Annotated in this window: 17 protein-coding genes; 9 read left to right on the top strand and 8 right to left on the bottom strand. The window is 43.1% G+C overall.

The annotated features are described in order from the left end of the window. Positions 1-205 precede the first annotated feature (205 nt). From QUB20_RS20640 to QUB20_RS20625, 4 genes are all read left to right on the top strand, one after another. Positions 206-1,810: a protein kinase domain-containing protein gene (locus QUB20_RS20640; protein WP_333248995.1), complete on the top strand. Its 1,605-nt coding sequence runs from the start codon at positions 206-208 to the stop codon at positions 1,808-1,810. Between the two features lie 134 nt (positions 1,811-1,944). Next, entirely contained in the window at positions 1,945-2,934 is a 990-nt protein-coding gene (locus tag QUB20_RS20635) for a tetratricopeptide repeat protein (RefSeq protein ID WP_333248993.1), read from the top strand. Positions 2,935-3,021: 87 nt separating this feature from the next. Continuing rightward, on the top strand, positions 3,022-3,705 hold the full coding sequence (locus tag QUB20_RS20630; RefSeq protein WP_333248990.1) for a hypothetical protein: 684 nt from the start codon (positions 3,022-3,024) through the stop codon (positions 3,703-3,705). Positions 3,706-3,894: 189 nt separating this feature from the next. Continuing rightward, positions 3,895-6,735, top strand: coding sequence for a CHAT domain-containing protein (locus QUB20_RS20625; protein WP_333248987.1), 2,841 nt, complete (start codon positions 3,895-3,897; stop codon positions 6,733-6,735). A gap of 53 nt (positions 6,736-6,788) precedes the next feature. Here the strand turns inward: QUB20_RS20625 and QUB20_RS20620 are convergent, their stop codons facing one another. Both QUB20_RS20620 and QUB20_RS20615 read right to left on the bottom strand, forming a co-directional pair. Further along, entirely contained in the window at positions 6,789-7,304 is a 516-nt protein-coding gene (locus QUB20_RS20620; RefSeq protein ID WP_333248985.1) for an isoprenylcysteine carboxylmethyltransferase family protein, read from the bottom strand. A 188-nt stretch (positions 7,305-7,492) separates the two neighbouring features. Continuing rightward, positions 7,493-8,437, bottom strand: coding sequence for an aldo/keto reductase (locus tag QUB20_RS20615; RefSeq protein WP_333248999.1), 945 nt, complete (start codon positions 8,435-8,437; stop codon positions 7,493-7,495). 141 nt (positions 8,438-8,578) lie between these two features. Here QUB20_RS20615 and QUB20_RS20610 point away from each other — a divergent pair, with 141 nt between their 5' ends. The 3 genes from QUB20_RS20610 to QUB20_RS20600 all read left to right on the top strand — a co-directional run bounded on the left by QUB20_RS20610 (position 8,579) and on the right by QUB20_RS20600 (position 11,256). Beyond that, a complete protein-coding gene (locus QUB20_RS20610) occupies positions 8,579-10,012 on the top strand; it encodes a BCD family MFS transporter (RefSeq protein ID WP_333248983.1) in 1,434 nt (477 codons plus the stop codon). A gap of 94 nt (positions 10,013-10,106) precedes the next feature. Then, complete coding sequence (locus QUB20_RS20605; protein ID WP_333248981.1) at positions 10,107-10,937, top strand: inositol monophosphatase family protein; 831 nt, start codon at positions 10,107-10,109, stop codon at positions 10,935-10,937. A gap of 154 nt (positions 10,938-11,091) precedes the next feature. Further along, the gene (locus tag QUB20_RS20600; protein WP_333248978.1) at positions 11,092-11,256 is read left to right on the top strand and encodes a hypothetical protein; all 165 of its coding nucleotides are present in this window, start codon (positions 11,092-11,094) and stop codon (positions 11,254-11,256) included. Positions 11,257-11,452: 196 nt separating this feature from the next. Here the strand turns inward: QUB20_RS20600 and QUB20_RS20595 are convergent, their stop codons facing one another. Beyond that, positions 11,453-12,022, bottom strand: a complete 570-nt coding sequence (locus QUB20_RS20595; RefSeq protein WP_333248974.1) for a PIN domain-containing protein — start codon at positions 12,020-12,022, stop codon at positions 11,453-11,455. Between the two features lie 3 nt (positions 12,023-12,025). Beyond that, positions 12,026-12,496 carry a helix-turn-helix domain-containing protein gene (locus QUB20_RS20590; RefSeq protein ID WP_333248972.1) on the bottom strand — a complete coding sequence of 157 codons (471 nt, stop codon included), beginning with the start codon at positions 12,494-12,496 and terminating at the stop codon, positions 12,026-12,028. 90 nt (positions 12,497-12,586) lie between these two features. On the opposite strand from QUB20_RS20590, the gene QUB20_RS20585 reads away from it, so the two are divergent. Further along, positions 12,587-13,210 carry a hypothetical protein gene (locus QUB20_RS20585; RefSeq protein WP_333248968.1) on the top strand — a complete coding sequence of 208 codons (624 nt, stop codon included), beginning with the start codon at positions 12,587-12,589 and terminating at the stop codon, positions 13,208-13,210. A 77-nt stretch (positions 13,211-13,287) separates the two neighbouring features. Here QUB20_RS20585 and QUB20_RS20580 read toward each other — a convergent pair whose 3' ends face one another. From QUB20_RS20580 to QUB20_RS20565, 4 genes are all read right to left on the bottom strand, one after another. Next, positions 13,288-13,869 carry an NAD(P)H-dependent oxidoreductase gene (locus QUB20_RS20580; protein WP_333237797.1) on the bottom strand — a complete coding sequence of 194 codons (582 nt, stop codon included), beginning with the start codon at positions 13,867-13,869 and terminating at the stop codon, positions 13,288-13,290. A 38-nt stretch (positions 13,870-13,907) separates the two neighbouring features. Further along, positions 13,908-14,789, bottom strand: coding sequence for a ChaN family lipoprotein (locus tag QUB20_RS20575; protein WP_333248965.1), 882 nt, complete (start codon positions 14,787-14,789; stop codon positions 13,908-13,910). An 817-nt stretch (positions 14,790-15,606) separates the two neighbouring features. Next, positions 15,607-15,969, bottom strand: coding sequence for a cupin domain-containing protein (locus tag QUB20_RS20570; RefSeq protein WP_333055521.1), 363 nt, complete (start codon positions 15,967-15,969; stop codon positions 15,607-15,609). A gap of 95 nt (positions 15,970-16,064) precedes the next feature. Beyond that, positions 16,065-16,340: a hypothetical protein gene (locus QUB20_RS20565; RefSeq protein ID WP_333248997.1), complete on the bottom strand. Its 276-nt coding sequence runs from the start codon at positions 16,338-16,340 to the stop codon at positions 16,065-16,067. A gap of 160 nt (positions 16,341-16,500) precedes the next feature. On the opposite strand from QUB20_RS20565, the gene QUB20_RS20560 reads away from it, so the two are divergent. Beyond that, complete coding sequence (locus QUB20_RS20560; protein WP_006632618.1) at positions 16,501-17,139, top strand: peroxiredoxin; 639 nt, start codon at positions 16,501-16,503, stop codon at positions 17,137-17,139. The last annotated feature ends 18 nt before the right edge of the window (positions 17,140-17,157 follow it).

Genomic DNA, 17,157 nt, shown 5'->3' with positions numbered 1-17,157 from the left:
GCGTGCTCGTCAGCAAATAGCCTAGCCCCACTGGTTTACTCTTTTGACAATTAATCCACCCTGCCTAACCCCCCTTAAGAAGGGGGGGACCGGATGTACTCAAAGTCCCCCTTTTTTAGGGGGAAGTCTTCTCAAAGTCCCCCTTCTTAAGGGGGATTTAGGGGGATCTAGAATCAGGTAAAAACGAGATTTCTCAAGAGGTTCTATGATTCCAGGTAACTTAATTCATCCAGGGTTTTTACTGCAAGGTCGCTACCAAGTTATCGATCGCATTGGTGGCGGTGGCTTTGGCGATATTTTTGAAGTAGACGATGGTGGCATTATCAAAGTATTAAAAGTTTTGAATTTAGATAACTTTAATAACCCAGATATTAAGCAAAAAGCCACCATTTTATTTCAGCGAGAAGCAAAGTTCTTAATGAGCCAAAGACACCCCGGCATTCCTCGTGTAGAAAAAGACGGATATTTTAATTGGCCTGAAGGTAGTAGCAAACCGTTACCATGTTTGGTAATGGAGAAAATACCGGGGCAAAATTTACAAGAGTGGATGTTAGCAAGAGCGAATCAACCAATAAATACAGAAACTGCGATCGACTGGTTGACACAACTCACACAAATTCTCAATTTACTGCACCAGCAGCAGTATTTTCACCGAGATATTAAACCGTCCAATATCATGTTAAAGCCGGATGGGAAATTGGTATTAGTTGATTTTGGTGCGGTGCGAGAAGTAACAGAAACTTACTTGCGGCAACAAAAAGAAAATTATACGGGAACTGCGATTATTTCTGCTGGCTATACGCCAAGCGAACAAGCAGAGGGTCATGCAGTACCGCAATCTGATTTCTTTGCTTTGGGGCGTAGTTTTGTTTATTTACTGACAGGAAAAGTGCCGATCGATTTACCTAAAAATCCTGACAATGGTGAATTGATATGGCGAGATAAAGCAACGCAAGTTTTACCACATTTGGCAGATTTAATTGACCCCATGATGGCTCCTTTTTTTGGCAAGCGACCACAAAACTGCCAGGAAATCTTGCAGATTTTGGCACGAGGAGACGCGCGATCGCCCTTGGAAAGCGTGGCGCAACCATTGCCAGAAATTAAACAATCGATCGAACCCAGTAAAACGAATCCTATTTTTGATAGGATTCGTTTTAACTGGGTAGGCAAACTAGCTCTAGCTAGCTTTTTTTTGCTAGCCGGTTTGTGGACTTTCTCACCCCAGATAGTATTTTATCTTAACAAAGAAGGTTTGAGTAATTACAAAAATCAACGTTTATATAATGGGGAATTATATTATAAAATAGCTCTATTATTTCAAGGAAATGATGGAAGAGTTAACTATAACTTAGGCGTAATTTATGAAGACAAACAAGAGTATGACAAGGCTCGCGCTGCATATCAAATAGCTATCAATGCAGGTGTTAATAAAGCTTTAAATAATTTGGCGCGGCTGGAAATTTTAGATAAACAATATGCGAAAGCTCTACCGCTGTTAGAAAAAGCTTTACCACTTGCCACAGATATTAAGACAACGTACACTATACACAAAAATTTAGGTTGGGCGCAGTTGGAGTTAGGGCGATATGAAGAGGCTAACAATAACCTGACGAAAGCGATTAATATTTCTAGCGATCGTTCTGTTGCTTACTGTTTGCAAGCGGTTCTTTTAGAACGTCAAGGAAATCAACAAAAATCTAGATTTAATTGGAAAAAATGCTATAATAATTTGTCGTCTGAATTGCCTGAAGAACAGAGATGGGTGCTGCAAGAATTCAGCAAAAATTTTCCAAATTTAAAGTTATAGCGTATCCCCGATAGTCCGGCAGGGGTTTAAACCCCTGCCTCAAAGCACAAGTCCTCGCTTCAGAGGACTAATGAAGATTTCCAAAGTTTATGCGATCGCTTCGCTATCGCGAACAATGAAAAATAATTTAGGTCATGAAAAATAATCATCCATCCAAGCTGACACCAATCAATCTCAAAGGCAAAACATTTACTTACTTTGCTATTTTTGGGCTGACGCCTTTAATCCCGATCGTCACAGCGTCAAGAGTTGATCCGATAATTAATGGATTGCATCCTCAAGTTTCAGGTATCGAGCGATCAGAAATGCTAGCGATCGACTGTGAGGATTATACTGCCGATCCTCGCGGGCCTGTTGATGTCTTAATTCCTTATATTATCAGTCCCCGACGCACTTTATTGCTGAACGATCGCCCGAAGTTGCGTTGGAATAAAGTTCCCGGTGTTAATAATTATACTGTGAGTTTAGTGAAGGGCGATCGCACAATTTGGGAAACAAAAGTTAATGGAAATGAAGTAGTGTATCGGGGAACACCACAACTGGAACCGGGATTTGTGTATTTACTGGTGGTAAAAGCTGAGAACGGCAGGACATCTGACGAGGAAAAACTGCCCGATCGAAGCTTCCGAATGCTACCAACGAAGGAAAAGCAACTGGTGAAAGGGGCGATCGAGCAAATTAACAGTCAAAAAATTGCCGAGAAAACCAAAGCTTTGCAACGTGCTTATTTTTACATCGGTTCGGATTTGAAATCTGAGGCGATCGAGACATTGGAAGCATTGGTAGCAACGGGTTTTCAAGAAGCTATTGCCTATCGCAAGCTAGGCGATTTATACTGGCAAGAAGGGGTGACATTGCTGGCAGAGAGCAATTATCTACAAGCACATAAATTAGCTAGTGCAGCCAAAGACATCGGGGAGCAAGCGCAGTTAGAGGAGGCTTTGGGGGAGTTGTACGGGGCGGAAGGCGAGAAGCAAGAAGCACTTGGTTGGTTGGCGCAAGCCATAAACAGTCACAAAGCTTTAGGAAATACGCGAAAAGTTAAGGAACTGGAAACGCAGATTGCCAAACTCAAGGCAAGTTTGGCAAAACCGCAACAGTTTTCCGAAGTAGTGAGGAATTAATTTAGAGAAACTTTTGATTTTTCCCGGATAACAGTTTTTAGAGTGAGTATGAAATTGGAAATCATGAGGTGAGAGGCAAGAACGAAAATGAGCGATGACAAATCTGCGATTCAGGTAGCTGAGGAATTATTTCAGGAAGCTTACAAGGAGGTTGAAGCAAAAAACTATAGTGGTGCTTTACAACTTTGCCAAGCTGCTTTAGCTATTTATCAGAAAATTGGAGATCTAAGTGGTGTAGCATACACTCTAGCTACTATTACCGATATATGTAGGCTATCCTTAGAGTCCTTAGAGCCACTATTATCAGAATCAGATTCTCGACCAAATATAGAATCGCGAAAGCCCCTCTCACTATTATTAGAACCAGATTCTGGCTCGGATGCTGAACCGCCACCACCTCAAAAGGATACAAATAGACTAAGAATAAAAATAGAAAAAGGAGAGTCAGATCCAGGAAAACCACCACCACCTTCTCGTCTGATAATTGAGAGCGATCGAGCAATGAGAAAAGCAGCAAAAGCAGGAGTATCAGACCCACCCCCAACGCCAACCCCTGATATCGCTCGACTAATGACAAGAGGAGCAGAAGCAGGAGTAGAAGCAGCAGTAACGGGAGTAGACGATACACCCCCAACGCCAACCCCTGATATCGCTCGACTAATGACAAGAGGAGCAGAAGCAGGAGTAGAAGCAGCAGTAAAGGGAGTACCAGACCCACCCCCAACGCCAACCCCTAATAGACCTCCTTCACGCCCCTCGCCTTCTCGTTAAAAAATGAGTCATATCAAATCCGTTTTGATGGGACTTTGTTCCTAGGAAAATATCAAGCAAAATCGAAGCGGATTTGGTATTAGATGAATGAATAAACTTATCGTGAAACAATCATTGCTCAAATATTTGTAATTAGACAAGTTTAGGAGAAGCATTTGTATTATTTAAAATTAGATATTACGCTTTTATATGTTTTTTAAATCGGGTCATGTTAGTTTTTTATTAGTGACGCTCAACTTATCAAGCGGGCAATTTTCAGGCGTACCGATAGTAACTAAATCGGATGAATCTGTTATAAGAAATTCCGATCGGAAACCAGCTCTTTTTTATTGGACACAAAACTCAACAACTGGGGAACCCAAAAATGATGTTGAAAAACTCTTTAAAACGGGCAGGCAAAAATATGACCAAAATCAATATCAAGAAGCATTAGAGATTTATAAACAAGTTTTAGCAATTTACCAAGAAATTGGCGATCGCCAAGGTATTGGCAAAGCTAGCTATGCAATTGGAATAATTTACATTAACCTAAATTTATATTCTCGATCCATCCAATTTTTGCAAGTATCTTTAGCTATTAATCAGGAATTAAATAACAAAGTAAAAGTTGGCGAAATTCTTATTGTAATAGCCACAACTTATTTCCGACAAGGACAATATTACCAAGCTCTTGAGTTTTATCAACGAGCTTTAGTAATTCATGAAGAACTTGGCGATCGAGTGAATATTGCGAACTCTCTCAATGGAATGGGGATAATATATAAAGGTTTGGCTGAATATTCTCAGGCACTTAAATTTTATCAAAGAAGTCTGGCTATAAGTCAAGAAATTAACGATATATCGGCTATGGGTCGCCTTTTCAATAATATTGGATTAGTTTACAGTTATCTAGGACAAAATTCTCAAGCCTTGGTAGTTTTTCAGCAATCTTTAGCTGCTCGTCAAAAAGCGAACGATCGCTCCGGCGAAGCAATAACTCTTCTGAACATTGGGACGGTTTATGAAAAACTCAAAGAATACTCAAAAGCTCTGAATTTCTATGAAAAATCGTTATTGATTCAGAGGCAACTCAGCGAACGTGCAAGTATGGGTCGTACTTTAAATCATATAGGTTCTGTGTATTCCGAGCAAGGACAGTACGTTCAAGCATTAGAAGTGCTGAGAGAAGCATTATCAATTTCTCAGGAATTTGAAGAAAAGGCTTGGGTCGGTAAAAATTTTAACTTAATTGGTAGTGCTTATAAAGGTTTAAATCAATTCGCTCTAGCCTTAGATTCTTACCAAAAAGCTTTAGGAATTATTAGAGAAATTGGCGATCGCCAAACAGAACGTCTTATTCTTAGTAATATCGGTGAAGTTTTAGCCAAACAAACTCAACCAGAAGTAGCGATCGCCTTTTATAAATTATCAGTTAATGTCACCGAATCAATTCGCAGCGATTTGCGCGCTCTCCCCACCGAACAACAGCGCTCGTACACAACAACTGTCGCCGATACCTACCGCCGCCTCGCCGATCTATTACTGCAACAAGACCGAGTTTTAGAAGCACAACAAGTCCTCGATTTACTCAAAATTCAAGAAATAGAAGATTATCTCCGTTCCGTTCGGGGAAACGAACAAACAGCACAAGGTATTCCCTTAACTCCTCAAGAACAGCAAATTCGCAACAGGCACAATGAAATTTTAAATCGAGAGATTCAACTAGGCAGAAAGCTTGCTGAATTAGAAAAAATTCCCCCAGCCGATCGCACCTCCCAACAGCAACAAGAAATCGCCAATTTCAGGCAAATGCAGCAGGAAATGCGCGGCACATTCAACGAATTTATTAATTCTCCTGAAATTGTTGCCATTATCCAACAACTTAGTCCTACTGCTAAAGGACAAACTGTGAATCTAGCTCAACTCAATAACATACGATCGGATGTATTGCAGCGGTTAGAAAAAAAAGCCGTATTGATTCAGCCTTTAATTTTAGAAGACCGTTTAGAATTGGTAATAACAACTGCTGACTCTCCCCCATTCCGACGTACTGTAGCAGTTAAAAAACAAGAACTCAATCAAGCAATTCTGGAATTTCGCATGGCTTTGGAAGATCCTAAATCCGATGCCACAATCCCAGCCAACAAACTTTATAATTGGTTAATCAAACCCCTAGAAGACGATCTGACTGAAGCACAAGCTAAAAGCATTATTTATGCTCCTGACGGACAGTTACGCTACATTCCTCTAGCAGCTTTATATGATGGTAAACAATGGTTGGGGCAGCGGTTTGTAATTAATAATATTACTGCTATGAGCCTAACCAAATTCAATGGAGAAACTGCTGCTAAACCTCGCATTTTAGCTGGTGCTTTTGCTACGGGTCGTCATAATTTTAAACGGGGGTCTACTCCATTTGGTTTTTCTGGTTTGGAATTTGCGGGGCTAGAAGTGGAAAATTTAGCTGCGATGATGCCAGGAACTACAAAATTAATCGATCTGGAATTCAATCGTGCCACAATGATTCCGCGTTTGCCAGATTATAACATTATTCATTTGGCAACTCATGCTATGTTTGTTACCGGACAACCGGAAGATTCGTTTATTTTGCTAGGTGATGGGGGTCTAATTACCCTGCCCGATATTCAAACTTTAAATCTACTGAATGTAGATTTGGTAGTATTGAGTGCTTGCGAGACGGGGATAGGTGGTAAACTAGGTAATGGAGAAGAAATTTTAGGTTTTGGCTACCAGATACAGGAAACAGGAGCAAAAGCTGCGATCGCATCTTTATGGAAAGTACATGATGGCGGTACTCAAGCATTGATGATTGCTTTTTATACGGCGTTGCAGTCGGGGACAACTAAAAAGGCGGAAGCTTTGCAAAAAGCTCAAATTGCGTTAATTACAGGTGATGATTCGGTGTTGGGTCGATCGGCCAATTTATCAATTTTAGCTCAAACTCGCAGCGGTTTGCAACGGTCAGTGGCCAGTCGTTTGCATCATCCATACTACTGGGCACCGTTTATTCTAATTGGTAACGGTCTTTAGATAGTTGACTGTTGACAGTTGACTGTTGACAGCGAGGTTTTTAGATCGAACAGTTAATAGATGCCGGGAATTAGTTTTTTGACTTTTTGGCGGTACTGTGAATACTCTGGATATTTTTTGGTTAACCAGGCTTCTTCTCGGTTGGCTTTGATCTCGAAAAGTATTATTAATAGTGCGCTGGCTATTAAGTGGGATATGCTCATTTGAAAAAGTGTCCAGCCGAGGGCTGCTAAAATTAAGCCGCTGTATAATGGATGCCGCACTATTCCGTAAATGCCTGTTTGGACTAATTCTCCGTCTTCTCTGGGATATGGTAAAGGTGTGAGGTTTTTTCCTAAGTCTATCAATCCTTTGATGATGAAAATCAATCCGGTTAAGCCTAGAATACTGGCCATAAACCAGATAATATAAAGTAAGTGGGTTGATTGAATTTTTAATCCTGGCAGTTGATAAACTGGTAAGATTACAAATCCTGTGAGCAATCCTCCTTGAAGCAAAACTAAATATTCGCCGCGGCTGTTGTTGCGCCAGCCTTCGCGCGTGAAGCCCCAGTCAGTTAAAATTTTCATAGTAAGACAAAGTTCGGCAACGGATTCTGTAACGGATGTAACGGATGTAACGGATGTAACGGATGTCAGGAAGAAGGAAGAGGGAAGAGGGGAGAAGAAAGTGAACTGTAGGTTGGGTAGAGTGAAGTAAAACCCAACCTACGGCGAACAGCGAACAGTCAACAGTCAACAGTCAACAATTAACAAATTTATTCTCGCCAAGGACGAGTCATTAGTTCTAATTGATTGACTTCATCTTGGCTCAAATTCCAACCTAAAGCGCCTGCATTTTCTTGGGCTTGTTTGGCGGTTTTGGCGCCGGGAATGGGGATGACTCCGTTTTGGCATATCAACCAGTTTAGGGCAACTTGGGCCGGAGTGCGATCGCGCTTTCGGCCCATTTTCCGCAGGGTAGACATGACTAATTCAATTTTTTCGAGGCCGCTTTTGCTGAAGCGGGAGTCCATTTTGCGGGCTCCTGTAGGTGGTTCTTGGGCTGTGTATTTGTCGGTGAGCAATCCTTGGGCTAAGGGGCTGTAAGCTAAAATGGTGACGCCCAATTCGCGGGCAGCATTCACAATCCCTTGTTTTTCTACTTGCCGCGACAGCAAGGAGTAACGGACTTGATTTGTTGCTAGGGGAACGCCTCTGGCTGCTAGTATTTTGTGGGCTTGGCGCATCTGTTCTACTGAATAGTTGCTGACTCCTAGTGCTTGAATTCTGCCTTGTTTGACTTCATCTGCTAAGGCGTTCATCAGGGTTTCTTGACTGAGTAAAAAAGTGAATGGCCAGTGCACTTGGTAGAGGGCTATTTGTTCTACTTGCAAGCGTTTTAAGCTGGCACTCAAGGCTTCGGAAACTGATTTTCCTGTAATCCGCCAAGGTACGGGGCCGAATTTGGTGGCTATTTGCACGGGTTGGCTGGTTTTTTTGATAAACTGCCCCAGTAATTCTTCTGACAAGCCGTTACCGTAGACTTCGGCTGTGTCAAAAAAGTTGACTCCGTTGTCTAGGGATGTTTTGAATGCTGCTTCGACTTCGGCGGCGCCGTAGTTGCTGCCGTAGTTCCAAAATAGTTTGTCGCCCCAAGCCCAAGTTCCGACGCACAGGGGAATGACGGCTGGGCCATTTTGTCCCAAGGTAATGGTTGTCACGGTTGGTAAATCCACAATTCTTTATTGTCTATTATTTTTATATAAATAATCGCGATCGAGCTTCTAGCCGGGGGAGGAATGGCGGCTGGTGGCGATATCTCAGTTACTATAAGTGCAAATGATGTGTTTATTTGAGTAGTTATGTCGATCGACCGTTTACCAGATTCAAGATTAACAGATTCCGCGACTCCTGCTATCAAGAGAGTTACCCTGCTGACTATGTTCCGGTTGGGTTTGTTTCAGATGGGATTGGGCATGATGTCGATTTTGACGCTGGGGGTACTCAATCGCGTCATGATTAAGGAGTTGGCGATTCCGGCTACTGTGGTGGCTGGTACGCTGGCTATGCACCAGTTTGTCGCCCCGGCTAGGGTGTGGTTTGGGCAAATGTCTGATGCTAAGCCTTTGTTTGGCCATCACCGCACGGGTTATGTGTGGATGGGCGGGGTTTTGTTTGTGATTTCTGCTTTTTTGGCGGTACAGGTGATGTGGGGCTTGGGGGGCAGTTTGGAGGCTGTGGGATGGACGACTCCTACTTACGGTTGGGTGGGTTTGTTGGGTTTGATTTTTGCACTTTACGGTATTGCTATTTGTTCGAGTTCGACTCCTTTTGCTGCTTTGTTGGTGGATGTTTCTGATGAGGAAGATCGATCGAAGTTGGTGGGTGTGGTGTGGTCGATGCTGATGGTTGGTATTATTATCGGGGCGATTGTTAGCAGCGGTTTGCTGAAGCAAATTGATGGGGATGTGTCGCGGGAAGTATTGCAGGCTTCGATTAACGGTTTGTTTGTGAAGGTGCCGGCGCTTGTTTTGTTGTTGGTGGGGATTGCAACTTTTGGCGTTGAGAAAAAGTATTCGCGGTACGGGGTGCGATCGTCCGCAGTGAATCGAGAAGATAAAATTACTCTGGGAAGTGCGCTGCGGATTTTGACTGCTAGCCGCCAAACCGGTTTGTTTTTTACTTTCCTGCTGATTATGACAATTTGCTTGTTTATGCAGGATGCAGTTTTGGAACCTTACGGCGGGGAAATTTTTAAGATGTCGATTTCGGAAACTACGCAGTTGAATGCTATTTATGGTACTGGTACTCTGATCGGTTTGAGTGCAACTGGTTTTTTAATTGTGCCGCGCATTGGCAAGGAAAATACGATTAGGTTGGGCTGTTTGTCGGTTGCTGCTTGTTTTGGTTTAATTATTTTATCGGGATTTACTGGTAATCCAATTGTGTTTAAGTCTGCTTTAATGTTGTTTGGTTTAGCTTCGGGTATTACTACGACGGGTGCGCTGAGTTTGATGTTGGATTTGACTGCTGCGGAAACTGCGGGGACTTTTATTGGTGCTTGGGGTTTGTCGCAGGCGATGGCGCGTGGTGTGGCGACGATTAGTGGCGGTGCTATTTTGGATTTGGGCAGAAGTTTGTTTGGGGTGCCGATGTTGGCTTACGGGTTGGTTTTTGCTGTGCCGGCGGTGGGTATGATTCTGGCTGTTTGGTTGTTGGGTAGGGTGGATGTTCGGGAGTTTCAGGATAATGCTAAAAGTGCGATCGCCACTATTCTTGAAAATGAATTAGACTGATGTGTTGTCAGGAAAGCAGGTGTCAGTTGTCAGTTGGGCTGTGGCAGTTGTTAGTTTCAATAATCAATAACCAATAACCAATAACTAATAACTAATGACTAATTTTTGGGATTCTATTTTAAGTTTTGCACGGGTTACTGTCGAGAAAGTCGGACAGCAGTTGTTGCAAGATTTCGGTTCCGCGCAAGCGGATGAGAAGGATGACGGGAGTTTGGTGACGAAATCGGATAATTGGGCTGATGCGGAAATTAGAAGTGCGATCGCATCTACTTTTCCCAGTCACGGGATTTTAAGTGAGGAGGGCGAACACGTTTTCCCAGATACTGAATGGTGTTGGGTTGTCGATCCTTTGGATGCTACGACTAATTTTGCTAGGGGAATTCCGATTTGGGGTATTTCTTTGGGTTTGTTGTATCGCGGAACCCCGGTTTTTGGCTGCGTGCATTTGCCGCCAATTAATCAGTCTTTTCACGGTTTTTATGCACCTGATTTGGCGGGCGGCGTGTTTGACAATATGCCTCAAGGTGCGTTTTTAAACGGGCAGCAAATTCGGCCGAGTGCTGATAAAATGAGCGGGAATCATTTTTTTAATTTGTGTTCGCGGAGTGTGGGAATGGGGCCTCATCTTCCGAGTAAAGTTCGGATGTTGGGTATGGCTAGTTACAATTTTTTGACTGTGGCTTCGGGTGCGGTGTTGGGAGGGGTGGAAGCGACTCCGAAAATTTGGGATATTGCGGGGAGTTGGGTAATTGTGAAGGCTGCTGGTGCGGTTTGGTTGCCGCTGGAATCCCAGGGGATTTTTCCGCTGGAAGTGGGGAAGAATTACGGGAGAGTTTCTTATCCGACTTTGGTGGTGAACCGGCAGGAGTTGGTGTCGGTGTTTGTGCCGTTTGTGGAGGCTTGGAAGAAGAAAAAAATGGGGTGATACTATTTTCGATTTTCGATTTTCGATTTTCGATTAAGGAATTACTAATTCCCAAAGGGTTTGAATATAATCTACAGTTTCATTCTTTTTGGGAACTGGTATCATTGGCGATCGCACAAATCACACAATTATCAAATAAAACTGCAGGGCAGGCGTGACGGAGGAGTCTCCCACGTCTGCCGTGCTGTTTAGAAGAAATATACCGACCGATGACCGATGGTTCAAGTATGCCTACTCTCGTCTATTTCTGGCAATCTGCGATCGGGTGGTTTTATTCTACGTCGATCGGGTGATGCGGTTTCGGTACAATTTGTGGTAATGTTTTCACGATCTATTATCTCTCGGAAATAAAATTATACCCGTTTTCAAGTAGAGGCACAAGGGTAAATAGATTTACTGCGGTCTTGGAAAAAGTAGATGAGCGGTATATTGGCTAGGTCGAAGAGTTAGCCTGTGGGAAGATACAAGAATAAACCTGGGAAGAAACTCGGAAAACTCTGCGGTTTGCGATCGAACTAATCTCGATCGCACAATTCTCGCATCCGATTTGCTGACAGCGGCAGTCCCAATTCTACCAGCGTTTGTAAATACTCGTCAGGCGTTTTTGGCGGATTTTTGAGCCGGATTCTTTGTTTCTCGGCTGCTTTGCATACTTTTTGCCAGTTGAGGTCAAGCAAGTCTAAAATAAAATCATCTGGATGCTGCGCTAAAATGTCGTAAGGTGCAAGAGCTTCTTCAGGAAAATCTCTGAGATTGAAAGTAATAATAAACTTAGAACGAGAGTGAATTGCAGCAGCGAGGACATGACGATCGCCCAGATCGGGAAGTTCTAACTCTTGTATAATTGTCTCATAGCCTTGTACCAAGCAATTTTCAACACTTGCATTCATTAATCTTTTGGTTCGGGCAAGCTGTTCAAATCTTATATCGGGACGGTTTATCAGTACATTTCTCATCCACTCGTCGTGAATTTCTTCAGTCCAACGTGCCTCAACTAGGTCGGTAGTTGCCAACTCTACAAACAAGTCACGAAGAGATGCCGAATACAAAACATTAGCATCGTAAACAACAGTTAAAATTGCCATTTTTTAATGGTACAAACCGAGTGCTTCTGATTCAGATACAAGCATATCCATAATTTTACTGCTTTCTTCGTAAGTTTGTTTCTTATAGTCCATTAAATCTTCGTAACGTATCCGGCGACTGTTCCTGACTGTCTTGTAAGGGATTTGGCCCGCATCCAGCAACTCCCGCATATATTTATCGGAAACTCCCAGAATGTCTGCTGCTTGATAAATATGAAGTTCTTTAGTAATTGGAATCAGCCTGACAGTATTGCCGCTGCTTGTCTGTTGCAAAATCGCTAACAGCAGTGGCAATGCTGCGGCAGGTATGTCAATTGTCTTTCCCTCTTTTTCGTTTAATATCAATTTGAGGGATTCGCCAGATGGATGATTTTGCAAGTGCGATTCTAAAGCGCGGCTACTGGTTTTGGCAACCGCTGCTTCTTCGGCTGTCGGTAAAACAGGTGCTGAGTCGGGATCTCCGGTGAATGTCATGTTAATTTGGGGGTGAGAATAACAGGCAATCAATTATAATTGTAGCAATTTGAGAATGCGATCGCCAAAATCGAGCAAGGAGGTTAACCTGTGGCATACAGCGACTTTACAACTTTAGCGAAAGTTAGAGAATCTTTTAATTTAACCGTAGAAGAACCTTTAGATTTGTTTAGTGATATCCCAGAGGTACAGCCAAGTTCCTATTTGCAAACTACTTTAACTGAAAACCTGTCTTTAGCTACTGCAATTAATACAGAAAAGGCTCGCGCTGAATTAATTATTGCTCCAATATTATTGGAAGTCAGGCGGCAATTTAATTTTCAAGTTGGTTTTTTCTCTGGTTCAGAATTCAATGTAGATGTAGAAGCGGGCTTAAACGGGTATTGCGATTATATTCTCACTGCATCGAAGGATTCCTATGAAATTCGCGCCCCCGTAATTACTCTCACCGAGGCTAAAAATGAAAGTATTAAATCCGGTTTAGGCCAGTGTATTGCAGAAATGGTAGCCGCCCAATTATTTAATCAGCGCAGCGGAGAGCAAATTGAAAGCATTTATGGGGCTGTTACTACGGGTACTGATTGGAAGTTTCTTAAATTGAGTAACAGCACAATTTTCATTGACAAGCGAGACTTTTTTGTTAATGAAATTAGTCGGATATTGGGCATTTTAACAATGCCATTTCAAGGCTTTTATGCTATGAATCGCACTTGATGCAGCCAGCAAAATAACAGATGTTGGGATAGGGACACAACATTGCTGTATCCCTACTGCAAAATGAATTTATTGCCTCATGCGATTAATTTCGACAGCACATTAGACAACTTAGCACCGAGATTCTCAACAGAGTCCTGCTGTTTGGGATCTTTCATCGTACCGTCAGCATTAAATGCTTCAAAAGCTTGGGGAATTGCTTTCTGATCCGGGAGCACCAATACGTTAATATTCCCCAGGATCGATCGCAAATGAACCAATCCCCGCAAACCGCCCATTCCGCCTGGGGAAGCACTCATAATTACCGCTACTTTGCCCGTAAATGCCACCAATCCCGGTTCACCAGGTGCTGGGCGCGATACCCAATCGATCGCATTTTTCAACACCGGCGTAACTGAACTGTTATACTCAGGGGAAGCTATCAAAAACCCGTCATGCCCTACCATCAATTCCTTCAATTTGCGGGCATTTTCTGGCATTCCCTCTTTTGCTTCCAAATCTTCGTCAAATAGCGGCATCGGCAAATCGCGCAAATCTACATAAGTAACTTCTGCACCCGCCGCCGTAGCCCCAGCCGCCGCAACTTTTACCAGCAGTTTGTTATATGATCCTTCGCGGGTACTTCCGGCAAATGCAAGTATTTTTGGTCTGTTTGTCATTGATTTTTTCCTGATTATTGCTTCCGAGTAAAATTGTACTATTCCGAGTGATTCCAAACAAAGTCAGCAATGGGTCTATCTGCCGCCAAAACAGGATTGTCACTGGAATTTAGTAAAACCGATCGCATTTTTACCTTCCCGACACCCAAACGCCTCTCGACGCGACTGGGAATGCCGTAACCGTAAATCATGTGTCCTTTCCCCGCCAACACCACAACTTGATAGTCGGGGTTTGCTTTGACAAATTCAGCTATTTTTTCCGCCATAGTTTCGTCCCACAAAACTTGAGCTTGCAAGAATCTTTCAAAAGCCGTACTATTTCCCTGTCCTGCCTTTTGGTGTTGCTGGAAAACTTCTAGCAGCAGTTGCCGATATTCGGCGTTGTCGGTGCGAATTTCGGATATTGGCGGAATGTGCTTTTTTTCCTCTGCTGTGAGGCTTTCTAAACCTTGAGTGGCAACTTTTCTGGTTACTTCGGTTGGTGTATTTAAGGCGAGGACAGGTAGTTGATTTTCTTTGGCAAACCGCAAAATGGGGGCGTAAGATTCCCAGGGAAAGCGCCATCTGCGATCGTACTCTGTTTGCTCGACTAATTGCTGTTCAGTCAGTTTACCTGCTAAGTAGTTGTCGATCGCGCTTTGAAAGGGACGCTGAAACATTTCCATCGCGATCGCAATTTTCCGATTTTGCCGCTGCATTTCTCGGATAATCTTCAGTTGAGCTTGGTGGTCTTCCGCACTATCGTGGGTTTCTCCCAGATACACGACTTTTGCCTTCACCAACTGTTGCAGAATCTCTTGGTTAGTGTAAGTCTGCCCAGGTTGAGGGTTTGCCGTCGTTTGGGCTGTCACTGCACTGCTGCACAGCAGAAAGATACTCAGCGACAAGGCGCACAGTTTGATGAGTTTGGTTGTTTTCATACAAATATTATGCCGTTTCTTGCAGCCGCAAGCACAGCCGAACTCTACTATTTTAGCTGAGCAGCTAGAAAGCTCAATGCTTAATTTAACTTCATCATTTTCCCCCGTTACTTCTAAAAATGTAAAGTTTAGTTGCAGGTACTTGCGCTTCTAGAATAAGGTGCTAAATTAATAATATGAAGCGAACAAAAAGCTTCTCTGACAGATACAACATCTAGATAGCACAGCGAAGTTCACAATAGAATCTAAGGAGTAAAAACGCTGTTTAATCTCACATCTGTCTCATTAAAAACCAATAGCAGCACCCACCAACAAAGCTGATACTTCCTCAACTAATGAGAGGGGAGCAATGCAACTGAATCCGAGGATTATTGCAACTCCACATCGAAGTTGAAAAAAGAGGAAATCACTCGGTACATATGGCTGGGTGCTGTTGTTGTTAAAAGAGATTTTCGATTTGTGATGTTTTTTTCAGTAGAGGCAGAGCCTCTAGATATGTGTTACCGGGCAGAGCCTGGTAACGAGCATAATTATACAGCATATTCCATGTATATGCGGTACACACAATCTTGTCGTAAGCATCGGTGCGTCGCCACCAGTCAATCTGCAAGTTTCATTAAACATGAGCAGCGACGCACCCTACATAACAATGTACCAACAATTAAGGCGGATACTGTACTTCATGAACCACCGAATATGCTGTATTATCTTCGGTCGATGACCCCTAATACGGTAGGGGCTCCCCTCACGAAAAATATCTGTCAATAATTGACAATCTCAAAAACCCGCCCTTTTAATCGCTCGATAGGACATGATATTACTCGAAAATTGTCTCGTCTTCCTTTCGCCACGCGGGATCGACGATACAAATAAATATTAGCGGCTTTGTGCCACAGTTGTAAATAAACTGCTTGGCGTTTGGCGGAATGTAAACTGCATCTCCGGCTTCCACGAATTGATTTTCCTCGTCGATGTGCATTTCTCCAACGCCACTGAGGATGTAGTAAACTTCAGAAGTTGTCAGGGAGTGCAGCGCAGAAGTTTGTCCCGGTGGCAAAGTGGCGTGGGCTAAACTGTAACGCAAATCCACAGCTTGTTTGTCTGGATGCAGCAATTCTCGCAGTTGAGTACCGTCGCCAGCAATAAACTCGTCGCAGGCATTTAGCTTTTGAATTAGCATTATTTCCACACTCCTAAAAATCTCTTTACCACAACTTAAGTTTAATTGAAAGAGCCAGAGATGTTAAGAAATATGTAAAGTGGCGGCCGGATTTTTCAACCGTAAATTCCCGAATGCCCTCGATAATCAGGACAGTCGATCGCATCTTCAGATAAAGCTATGGTAGGCTGAACGGGACACTTGAGGTGGTAATCGCCGGTGAAAAATACGCAGTTAGCACAAGGGACTTGGTGCATCCGCTGAGCTCGGCGCAGGGAGTCGGCGACAGTACGCCCGATACTCGAAAATATCAAAAAAACTAAACCCCAGGCGGAGACAAAACACAGCGGGACTAAAACAGGCTGTATTGCCTTGAGCAAAAAGTAAAGCATAGCAATCAAATTTAGCGGTATAAGCCACACATACATTACAGTAGTGGAATTGCCGATCGATCGACCAAAAAGTTTAGAATCCTTTACAGCTCGATCGAGAAACCGGGGAATTATGGCATGATAAGGAACAGTCCTTAAATAAAATTAGAGGAAATCAGTTATGACTCTGCGATTAGGCGATACAGTTCCCAACTTTACCCAAGCTTCGTCTGAAGGCGAAATCAATTTCTACGACTGGGCTGGGGATAGCTGGGTCGTGTTGTTTTCCCACCCGAAAGACTATACTCCAGTGTGCACCACAGAACTCGGTGCAGTGGCCCGTCTCAAGTCGGAATTTGAAAAGCGGGGAGTCAAAACCATTGCCCTCAGCGTCGATGATGTGGATTCTCACATGGGCTGGATTAAAGATATTGAGGAAACTCAAAACGTCACCCTCAATTATCCGATTTTAGCAGATGGCGATCGTAAAGTTTCCGACATTTACGACATGATCCATCCCAACTCGCTAAACAACTTAACAATCCGCACAGTTTTTGTTATTGACCCGGAAAAGAAATTGCGTTTGAGCATTACTTATCCCGCGAGCACTGGTCGGAATTTTAATGAAATTTTGCGAGTAATTGATTCCTTGCAACTTACCGACAAATACAGCGTCGCGACTCCGGTTGATTGGAAAGACGGCGACGATTGCGTCATCGTACCTTCGATTACCGACCCGAAAGAGTTGGAAGAGAAATTTCCCAAAGGTTATACGCCGATTAAGCCTTATTTGCGGATGACTCCTCAGCCGAATAAATAGGTTTAACATTCCTGAAAG

The organism is Microcoleus sp. B4-C2 (assembly GCF_036705265.1).
Taxonomy (GTDB): domain Bacteria; phylum Cyanobacteriota; class Cyanobacteriia; order Cyanobacteriales; family Microcoleaceae; genus Microcoleus.
The sequence above is the reverse complement of the archived record's forward strand: the minus strand, read 5'-3'. Positions and strand labels throughout refer to the sequence as shown.